Source organism: Brevibacillus laterosporus DSM 25 (genome assembly GCF_002706795.1).
Classification (GTDB): Bacteria; Bacillota; Bacilli; order Brevibacillales; family Brevibacillaceae; genus Brevibacillus_B; species Brevibacillus_B laterosporus.
In genome coordinates, this window is sequence record NZ_CP017705.1 from 1,354,924 (window position 1) to 1,365,000 (window position 10,077).

The following is a 10,077-nucleotide window of genomic DNA, read 5'->3' on the forward strand; positions in this document are numbered from 1 at the left end:
TAAGCAAAAGAGCTAACAAAAGGCATTTATCGGAAATACTATCGACATTTGAATGAATAGAGCAAGATTTTTAAAAATGCAAGGAAACTTGTAGGGGAACCCGCGAACAATACATGTAACGCTGATTCCCCCCTATCATTTCATTACTATTGAGTATTTTGAAGCACGAATTGAGAAGTAACTTCAATCGCTTCTTCTAATTCTGCACTCGTTCCCGTAAACGGATGTCTCGTATTCATTACATGGTCCGCTTCCCTAATCCAGTGCAAAATTGCTTTCGGATAAGCTTCTTTTAACCGTTTAGCTCCGTGTACTAAACGTCCAGAATCCTTCTCACCTTGTATAATTAAGAGAGATTTATCAAGCTGAGAGACTTTTTTCACCAAATCATAAGCTTCTACATTCTGATCGACATCCTCAATTACCTCAGACGTAATCGGCATTTTTTGTTTAGTTCGTCCGTTTATCATATAAGCTATGCCGTTCTCTTTTACTTCTTGTCGTAATTCTTCATCAAATAAATTTACGTTGGCAATACCGTTCCATGTAATAATTCCCTTAATAGCTGGATGATCTGCACCAAATAGAATAGAATCCCCCCCACCTTTACTATGTCCCATCACAAAGATTTGTTCTGTATCAAAATGCTCTGCCAAAGGTAGTTCACGGCCCCGAATCGCGCTCATAAGTACCTGTAGATCAGCGAGTTCCCTGGCATAGGTATTGATTCCGAATTTTTCTAGTTCATCAAATTCAGTCAGGCTCGCCCCGACTCCGTTTGCTGAAAAGTTAAAGCGGACGACTGTCACTCCTTTTGTGGCCAGAGCGCCTGCTACATAAGGAAAGCTTCCCCAATCCTTAAAACCTTTAAATCCATGACAAAATATCAGTACAGGCTGTTTTTCTCCTGGTGCCGCTGTAGTATGCACATCTCCACGTATCACAAAAGAGTCTTCAAGAGGTAACACAAAAGCTTCTTGCATAATAACTCCCACCCGCCTTTTTGTTATATAAAACGTTTTTTTATCCTTCCTACCTCATTACGCCTGATGATCGTGTAAAAAAGCTAATGCTGCCCGTCCCAATACTTCTGCGGCTACAAGCATGGCTCTCTCATCAATATCAAAACGCGGATGATGGTGCGGATAACAAGCTCCAATCTCTTCATTTCTTGCTCCAATAAAAACGAAAGCTCCTGGTGCCTTTTGCAAGTAGTACGAAAAATCTTCTCCACCCATAGTCGGTTTTAAAGGTATAAGGCCCTCCGCTCCAACAACGGACATAGCCGCTTGTCGTACCAACTCCGCTTCCTCTGCTGTATTAATAACGGCAGGATATCCTCTGTCATAGTCTAAGACGGCTGTTCCTCCCATCATAGCAGCTGTACCTTCCACAATCTCTTTTAACCGTCGCTCACTCAAATCACGGACTTCTGGTAAAAACGTACGCAGGGTTCCGGTCATTTTGCAAGAATCAGCAATCACATTGAAGTTATCTCCAGCGTTGAAGGTTCCAATCGTCACAACAACACTTTCTAATGGGTCCACATTGCGGCTAGCAATCGTTTGAATGTTATTGACAATCTGTGATCCGATTACAATAGAATCAACTGTTTGATGTGGAATAGCACCATGCCCACCTCTACCCTGAATCTGAATAGTAAAATCATCAGCATTAGCCATAACTGGACCTGGTGCAATCCCCACACTACCATATGGAAAATCCGCCCAAAGATGCGCACCAAATACTGCGTCTACCCCATCCATAGCTCCGTCTTGCACCATATAGGTTGCCCCACCTGGGTTCTCTTCCTCAGCAAATTGAAACAAGAATACGATAGTACCAGGAATCTCTTCACGATGTTGGGCTAAAACACTAGCAAGTCCTAACAAACCTGCCGTATGACCATCATGTCCACATGCATGCATGACACCTGGAATCTTTGATTTATATTCGACATCTTTTTGATCCTGAATCGGCAATGCATCAAAATCAGCACGAATCGCAACGGTTTTACCTGGCTTTCCTCCAACCAGAGTTCCGACGACACCACGACCTCCTACTTTTTCACGCACTTGATCTAGGCCAATTTCTCTTAATATGCGAGCAATCATTGCAGGTGTGTTCTCTTCTTTAAACGACAGCTCAGGATATTGATGTAAGTGACGGCGCCAATCCACCATTTGAGTAAAGCATTCCTTCAAATATGCACCTAAAGGCATTACAACTTGATTGGTCATAGCAATTACTCCTCTTTTGTCTCTTTTTTCTGATGATAACAAACCAAAGAACATTGGGAAAGACTTATAAAAAAGTAAAACGACCACTTAAGCCCGGAAAGGCAAAAGTAGTCGTGATTTATGTGTAGCATTATTGATTATTTTTTTCGACGTTGGTAGCTTGTGGACCCCGCTGTCCTTCTACGATATCAAACACTACTTGCTCACCCTGCTCTAGATTACGGAATCCTGAACCGTTAATACCGGTATAGTGAACAAAAATGTCCGTACCGTCTTCCCTTTCAATAAATCCATACCCTTTTTCTTTGTTAAACCATTTTACTTTCCCTTGCATACAAAGATGCCTCCCTTACCATCAATCAGTAAAGCAACAAATGCTTTCTTGGTATGTTATGCAGGCATCTCCCCAAATGCTTTTGGGAAAATAAGAATTTTCATCACGTCTTTATAAGAACAGTATTCTTTAGGATTGAACTTTAATGTTCTACCTGATGAATGCCGGTTAGCTTGCAGACTCTGTTGAAATGCTAAGAAGCTCTGCCTGTACCGCTTGAAGCTTGGCTATATCTATATTACTATCTAGCGCTGCCAGCAAACCGTTCACGTATTCATCCACTTGCTCTTCCACTTTGGCCTGCTCCTTTTGCCACATATCCTCTACAGCTTTGGTGAACACAGCTTCTAAAATCTGGTTTCCCCAAGCAAGTTGCTGATCTATTGGTTCCTGCAATAGTTTTTCTAACATCTCTCGCATTTTCCCTTTGCCTTCCCCTTCAAAGAAGTCACGTGGGTTTTTAAAAGCTTGTAAGGCAGGTTGAAAGTACTGAACGGATACTTCTTTCATCTTCTCAGGTACTACTGGTGTTTCAATCTGTTGTTGGGTATATGGAGCAAGTAACAATCCATGAAAGGTTTCCTTCACATCCTGCTGCCAAGCCTGGACGCGTTTATTTCCTTCCTTGTGCAATACCTTTTCTAAACGAAGAGAAGTAGCACGCATCTCTTGTGCTAGATCATATCCAATGAAACGAAGCAGGTCATCCATACATGCTTGAGCGGTTTTCTTTAGATTGCGCCCGTCATCTTTTAAGACGGAGGGATTAAATGCTTGACTAAATAACTCCGGTAACCGTAAAAATAGTCGTTGCTTTACATAGTATAAAAGTTCAACTCTCTCCTGTTCCATATAACGAGAAATTGAGCTTATTTGGGCCGCTTGTATGCGTTGTATTACAGTCGATCTTTCCTCTTCAAGATGTGCACGTCGCTCTTCCCTGACTGTCTCTCCTTGTTGTGATAAGTCTAGAAACTCTGCTAAGATCGTGCGTGCACGGTTAATCTCTCCTTCAGCTGCGGCTACAGCCATGTGAGCTAAACCATCTATCGTAAAGTGTAAGAAATCCTGTTCAAATTTGTCCAGACCTGATAATTTCAACCCTGTATGAAAATCAGGTAATGCTTCACTCTCACCAACACCTGAACGCTGTCGATAAATTTTCTCCGACGAGGAGGTGAGCTTCCCATTTTTATGCATATGTGCAAGCAATGCAGTCTGGCTCGATACCGGATAAATCCGCGGATGACGAATACCACAGGATAACAGGTTTTTCTCTACATGCGTAAGAACGTCTTGCAATTCTTCATCATTTTGTGCCAAATCAGCTGCATTGACAATAAAGAACATTTTATCTAACTCAAACGTATCCTTTACCCGCCCCATCTGCAATAAAAATTCTCGATCAGCTTGAGCAAATGCATGATTGTAATACGTCACGAATAAAATTACATCTGCATTTTTTAAGTATTCAAAGGCCACGCCTGTGTGTCTGGCATTGATAGAATCAGCTCCTGGTGTATCTACTAATACCATTCCCTGCTCCGTCAACGGACACGTGTAATACAGCTCAATATAATCGGCAAAGCAGGCTTTTTCCTCTTTGGCAACAAATTTTTTAAACTCTTTTTCATCTACCAAAAGCTCCTGTCCAAGATAATTCTCGATCTCTGGTAAGCCTTTTATTACCGCTTTCAAAAAGGTGTATTGGGGCTTGGCATTTGGAGCTATGTCTGATACCTCGATGGAAGACACCGCTTCACATCCACTAGTCAAATCATGCGCATGCTTACCGAACACTGCTAACGAGCGCAGAACATCCTGTTCAATCGATTCCTGTGATTTTAGTACAACACGCACGGTTCCATGTGTATATACCTCGGTCGGTGGCATAATTTTATTAATAGCTGCTGTAGTAGGGTTGGGAGAAACGGGTAATACCATATCTCCCATTAATGCATTGGCAAAGGAGGATTTACCTGCACTAAACGCACCGAATAAAGCAACTGTAAATCGATTTTCCTCCATGCGTTGCGCACGCTCTGTCATTGCTTGCGCTTGTTGTTTTAACCCAGTAATCTGATTGATTAACTCGCTTGCATGACGTAATTGACCTGCACCTGCACGTAACATCTGTTTTACTTGGTTCATAATGGTCTCCTTTATATGTCCCCTGATAACAACGATGTGAGTTCTTGTTTTGTGTTCGTTTCTTGGTCGAGGTAAGATTTCTGTTGCTTGAACGCTTGTTGCAATATCCTTAATTCATCCAATCGTTCTTTTACCTTGCCTTCCTCAGCAATCATTTGTTCTGCCAGTTTTGAATGTAATTGATCTATGAATGATAGGCCTTGTTTTCGATACTTGGCTTTAATGCTATCGGATATATCCTGACAGAAATTCATGACATACTCACTAGTTCCTGCTCCTTCTTTTACTAGAGAAGAAAGCCAATCGGTGGTAAGTTCTATCTGATTAGCATGAACAGCACGATTGTAAGCTTCATCACGAACGTTGTAACGATCAGCAAAGGCTAACAGCAGTTGTTTATAATGGAAGTCTAGATTACCTGCTACCTTTTCTGCTACGTCATTAAACAAAGCTTCTAGCCTTGCTTGTCGCTCTTCTTCCGTTTTTTTAGCTGTGAAGAAGAGACCTATCTTAAAGCCTGGTTTGCGCGTTTCTACATAAGCTTCAGCTGCCTGATTAGTACTATAGTAGGTTAAGCGAGCATTTTGTAATAAGCTGCTTAGCTCCTTTTCCATTTCCTCATAAGCTTGTTCTTTATTTTGTTGTAAATGAGTCCATTCTTTTTCAGTCGAGGCTAGTAATTGTATCAGGCCCTCTTCATCTGTTACATGGAACCCCTTCTCTTCTAAAGCTGATAAGCCTTTATCTATTTGCTCCGTTACTATTTCAAGCTGTGCTTGATTAGCACGACGTAAAAAGCGAATATGCTCCTCAATTAAAGCAAGAGACGCATGTAGAATACTGTCTATCAGCAATTCTGTACGGTGATGATATAGGCTAATCAATTTTTCTCGGAATTCATCATATTGATTTTCAGGATGATCTAGTTCAGATAGCGTTGTATAGAAAATTCCATCTGGCTTAATATTCCATGTAGCGAATGCTTCTTCTACACTCTCCTTGTAATCATCAAAATCCAGTTCAAATTCAACGTGCTTATCAATCATATTGATGACAAGATAGACAGGCTTATTGCGATCTGTAAGCATTTTAGTAAAGTTAAAATTTTCCTCTGCCTGCACATGGTTGTAATCCATCATATATATAACTGCATCTGCCAAGTGCAAAGCAGATTCTGTGGCTACTTTATGTGCGGCATCTGTGGAGTCAATGCCAGGTGTATCCAATAAGCTTGATTTCTCATCAAGAAACAGTCCCGGATAGCATATTTCTACCCATTCTACTTGGTCACCATCTACAGCGAATTTTTTTAACTCCTCTAAGTTCGTTTGTGGATCAAAATGAAGGATTCCGCTATGTCGGGTATAAACATTAGCAGCAGGCTGTCCACCACGAATCTTGACTACATTTGCACTCGTTGGAATTGGATTAGAAGGCAATAGTTCCTGTCCAAGTATCGTGTTAATCATTGTAGATTTTCCCGCAGAGAAATGCCCACAAAAAGCAATGCTCATCTCCTCTGCATTCCCTTTTGCTACAAGTTGTTCTATTTTTAGTGCTTGCGCCTCATCGCCATTTCGGCGCATCAGCAATGCCACATGACCTAGCTGCTCCACTCGTTGTTGTAATGCTTTCTTATTCCCTTGTTTTATATCTTCCGTATATCCAATCACGTGTAATTCCTCCATCTTAATGACTCTACCATGACCGAATGTACCATACTACCACCACAGGTTCAATCTATATGTGCGAATATTTTTATAAGTATACAGTTCGTCTATATGGAAAAAACCCCGAGACAGATGATAACATCGTCTCGAGGCTTTGATTATGTATGGTGCCGGTAGAGGGACTTGAACCCCCACGGTTTCCCTCACGATTTTGAGTCGCGCGCGTCTGCCAATTCCGCCATACCGGCATATTTAAATGGTCGGGAAGACAGGATTCGAACCTGCGACACCTTGGTCCCAAACCAAGTACTCTACCAAGCTGAGCTACTTCCCGTTATAGTAATATGGCGTGCCCTGAGAGATTCGAACTCCCGGCCTTTTGATTCGTAGTCAAACGCTCTATCCAGCTGAGCTAAGGGCACAAAAAAGAAATAATTGTTCTTTCAAAACTAGATAATGAAGTCAGCATAAAGGCAATGTGGATAAGTCCTCGACCGATTAGTATTCGTCAGCTCCATGCATTACTGCACTTCCACACCGAACCTATCAACCTCATCGTCTATGAGGGGTCTTACTAGCTTGCGCTATGGGAAGTCTCATCTTGAAGGGGGCTTCACGCTTAGATGCTTTCAGCGCTTATCCCGTCCGCACATAGCTACCCAGCTGTGCCACTGGCGTGACAACTGGTGCACCAGAGGTGCGTCCATCCCGGTCCTCTCGTACTAAGGACAGCTCTCCTCAAACTTCCTACGCCCGCGACAGATAGGGACCGAACTGTCTCACGACGTTCTGAACCCAGCTCGCGTACCGCTTTAATGGGCGAACAGCCCAACCCTTGGGACCTACTTCAGCCCCAGGATGCGATGAGCCGACATCGAGGTGCCAAACCTCCCCGTCGATGTGGACTCTTGGGGGAGATAAGCCTGTTATCCCCAGGGTAGCTTTTATCCGTTGAGCGATGGCCCTTCCATGCGGAACCACCGGATCACTAAGCCCGACTTTCGTCCCTGCTCGACTTGTAGGTCTCGCAGTCAAGCTCCCTTGTGCCTTTACACTCTACGAATGATTTCCGACCATTCTGAGGGAACCTTTGGGCGCCTCCGTTACTCTTTAGGAGGCGACCGCCCCAGTCAAACTGCCCACCTGGCATGGTCCTTCCACCCGATAAGGGCGGCAAGTTAGAAACTCCGTACATCAAGGGTGGTATCCCAACGACAGCTCCACGAAGGCTGGCGCCCTCGCTTCACAGCTTCCCACCTATTCTGTACATGATGCACAAAGTTTCAATACCAGGCTACAGTAAAGCTCCATGGGGTCTTTCCGTCTTGTCGCGGGTAACCTGCATCTTCACAGGTATTATGATTTCACCGGGTCTCTTGCCGAGACAGCGCCCAAGTCGTTACGCCTTTCGTGCGGGTCGGAACTTACCCGACAAGGAATTTCGCTACCTTAGGACCGTTATAGTTACGGCCGCCGTTTACTGGGGCTTCGGTTCAAAGCTTCGCTTGCGCTAACCCATCCCCTTAACCTTCCAGCACCGGGCAGGCGTCAGCCCCTATACTTCGCCTTGCGGCTTCGCAGAGACCTGTGTTTTTGCTAAACAGTCGCTTGGGCCTTTTCACTGCGGCCTCCTCGGGCTATAAACCCTACCGAGGCGCCCCTTCTCCCGAAGTTACGGGGCCATTTTGCCGAGTTCCTTAGCAAGAGTTATCCCGCGCACCTTAGGATTCTCTCCTCGCCTACCTGTGTCGGTTTGCGGTACGGGCACCTTGTTCCTCGCTAGACGCTTTTCTTGGCAGTGTGAAATCAGGGACTTCGGTACTTATATTTCCCTCGCCATCACAGCTTGTGCTTACTGGTGTGCGGATTTGCCTACACACCACACTTACTGCTTAGACGGCCATCCAATAGGCCGCTCACCCTATCCTCCTGCGTCACGCCATTGCTCAAGCGGAACAGAGGTGGTACTGGAATATCAACCAGTTGTCCATCGCCTACGCCTTTCGGCCTCAGCTTAGGTCCCGACTAACCCTGGGAGGACGAGCCTTCCCCAGGAAACCTTAGGCTTTCGGTGGACAAGATTCTCACTTGTCTTTTCGCTACTTACACCGGCATTCTCACTTCCAAGCGCTCCACCGCTCCTCACGATACGGCTTCACTGCTGCTTGGAACGCTCCCCTACCCAGTCCATAAGGACTGCCATAGCTTCGGCGGTATGTTTAGCCCCGTTACATTTTCCGCGCAGAGTCACTCGACCAGTGAGCTATTACGCACTCTTTAAATGGTGGCTGCTTCTAAGCCAACATCCTGGTTGTCTGGGCAACTCCACATCGTTTCCCACTTAACATACACTTGGGGGCCTTAGCTGATGGTCTGGGCTGTTTCCCTTTTGACGATGGATCTTAGCACTCACCGTCTGACTCCCGGATATAAGTACTTGGCATTCGGAGTTTGACTGAATTCGGTAACCCGATGAGGGCCCCTAGTCCAATCAGTGCTCTACCTCCAAGACTCTAAATCCGAGGCTAGCCCTAAAGCTATTTCGGGGAGAACCAGCTATCTCCGAGTTCGATTGGAATTTCACCGCTAGCCACACCTCATCCCCGCACTTTTCAACGTGCGTGGGTTCGGGCCTCCAGTAGGTGTTACCCTACCTTCACCCTGGACATGGCTAGATCACACGGTTTCGGGTCTACGACAACGTACTTTCGCCCTATTCAGACTCGCTTTCGCTGCGGCTCCGTCTCTTCGACTTAACCTCGCACGCTATCGTAACTCGCCGGTTCATTCTACAAAAGGCACGCCGTCACACATAGAAAGTGCTCCGACTATTTGTAAGCACACGGTTTCAGGTACTATTTCACTCCCCTCCCGGGGTGCTTTTCACCTTTCCCTCACGGTACTGGTTCACTATCGGTCGTTAGGTAGTATTTAGCCTTAGCAGATGGTCCTGCCAGATTCACACGGGATTTCACGTGTCCCGCGCTACTCGGGGTTGGTCTCGGAGAGACAGATGTTTGGGTTACGCGACTATCACGCTCTTTGGTCAGTCTTCCCAAACTGTTCACCTACATCTGTCTTTTGTAACTCCTATATGAAACGCCCCACAACCCCGTAGGATGAATCCTACGGTTTAGGCTCTTCCGCGTTCGCTCGCCGCTACTGACGGAATCACTATTGTTTTCTCTTCCTCCGGCTACTTAGATGTTTCAGTTCACCGGGTCTGCCTTCTCATCACCTATGTATTCAGTGAAGGATACCATCCCATTACAGATGGTGGGTTCCCCCATTCGGAAATCCCCGGATCAAAGTGTGCTTACCACTCCCCGAGGCTTATCGCAGTTCGCTGCGTCCTTCTTCGGCTCCTAACGCCAAGGCATCCACCGTGTGCCCTTATTAACTTAACCACAGTTAAAGGTTTGATCTTTCGATCTACACTAATGTTATTGCATGTTCCTACTAAAAGTAAGAACGTTTGCCTTGTATGCTTTCTATCATTATCCAGTTTTCAAAGAACAAAATAATTGTTTCAGTAACCTTGAAGGTTACCGGCCTGGCAACGTCCTACTCTCCCGGCTCGAATGAGCAAGTACCATCGGCGCTAGAGGGCTTAACGGTCGTGTTCGGAATGGGAACGTGTGTGACCCCTCTGCCATCATCACCAGACATTGAGAGAATGCTC

At 45.1% G+C, this 10,077-nt stretch carries 5 protein-coding genes, 3 tRNA genes and 2 rRNA genes; all 10 read right to left on the reverse strand.

Annotated features, from left to right (window positions below; genetic code table 11):
* Positions 1 to 146: 146 nt before the first annotated feature.
* Positions 147 to 983 (reverse strand): alpha/beta hydrolase, encoded by an 837-nt coding sequence (locus BrL25_RS06535; RefSeq protein ID WP_018673723.1) that lies wholly within the window; start codon positions 981 to 983, stop codon positions 147 to 149.
* 57 nt (positions 984 to 1,040) lie between these two features.
* Complete coding sequence (locus BrL25_RS06540) at positions 1,041 to 2,240, reverse strand: M20 metallopeptidase family protein (RefSeq protein WP_018673724.1); 1,200 nt, start codon at positions 2,238 to 2,240, stop codon at positions 1,041 to 1,043.
* 130 nt (positions 2,241 to 2,370) lie between these two features.
* Positions 2,371 to 2,574: a cold-shock protein gene (locus BrL25_RS06545; RefSeq protein ID WP_018673725.1), complete on the reverse strand. Its 204-nt coding sequence runs from the start codon at positions 2,572 to 2,574 to the stop codon at positions 2,371 to 2,373.
* A 168-nt stretch (positions 2,575 to 2,742) separates the two neighbouring features.
* Complete coding sequence (locus tag BrL25_RS06550) at positions 2,743 to 4,725, reverse strand: dynamin family protein (RefSeq protein ID WP_026315327.1); 1,983 nt, start codon at positions 4,723 to 4,725, stop codon at positions 2,743 to 2,745.
* A gap of 11 nt (positions 4,726 to 4,736) precedes the next feature.
* Positions 4,737 to 6,398 carry a dynamin family protein gene (locus BrL25_RS06555; protein ID WP_026315328.1) on the reverse strand — a complete coding sequence of 554 codons (1,662 nt, stop codon included), beginning with the start codon at positions 6,396 to 6,398 and terminating at the stop codon, positions 4,737 to 4,739.
* Between the two features lie 162 nt (positions 6,399 to 6,560).
* Positions 6,561 to 6,643, reverse strand: a tRNA-Leu gene (locus tag BrL25_RS06560).
* Between the two features lie 9 nt (positions 6,644 to 6,652).
* Positions 6,653 to 6,729 (reverse strand) — tRNA-Pro (locus tag BrL25_RS06565).
* An 11-nt stretch (positions 6,730 to 6,740) separates the two neighbouring features.
* A tRNA-Arg gene (locus tag BrL25_RS06570) sits at positions 6,741 to 6,817 on the reverse strand.
* A 56-nt stretch (positions 6,818 to 6,873) separates the two neighbouring features.
* Positions 6,874 to 9,802 (reverse strand): 23S ribosomal RNA (locus BrL25_RS06575).
* Between the two features lie 144 nt (positions 9,803 to 9,946).
* Positions 9,947 to 10,061, reverse strand: a 5S ribosomal RNA gene (rrf, locus tag BrL25_RS06580).
* Between the last annotated feature and the right edge of the window lie 16 nt (positions 10,062 to 10,077).